Raw genomic sequence first — 291 nt, 5'->3', positions numbered from 1 at the left:
CAGAAACTGACTATTCCAACAGTCAGACAACCTTCCGCGATCCGTCCCCCCATCGCATCATACGACGGTGCAGGAATATTAACCTGCTTCCCATCAGCTACGCATCTCTGCCTCGCCTTAGGGGCCGACTCACCCTGCTCCGATGAACGTTGAACAGGAAACCTTGGGCTTACGGCGTGGAGGCTTTTCACCCCCATTATCGCTACTCATGTCAGCATTCGCACTTCTGATACCTCCAGCAAGGTTCACACCTCACCTTCGCAGGCTTACAGAACGCTCTCCTACCATATC

1 rRNA gene is annotated in these 291 nt (G+C 53.6%); it reads right to left on the bottom strand.

The window, feature by feature from the left end:
- Positions 1-291 (bottom strand): 23S ribosomal RNA (locus tag ACHAC9_RS24605); the annotation flags it as partial.

Source organism: Massilia sp. CMS3.1 (assembly GCF_051262535.1).
GTDB lineage: Bacteria > Pseudomonadota > Gammaproteobacteria > Burkholderiales > Burkholderiaceae_D > Telluria.
This window is presented reverse-complemented; position numbering and strand designations above follow the sequence as displayed.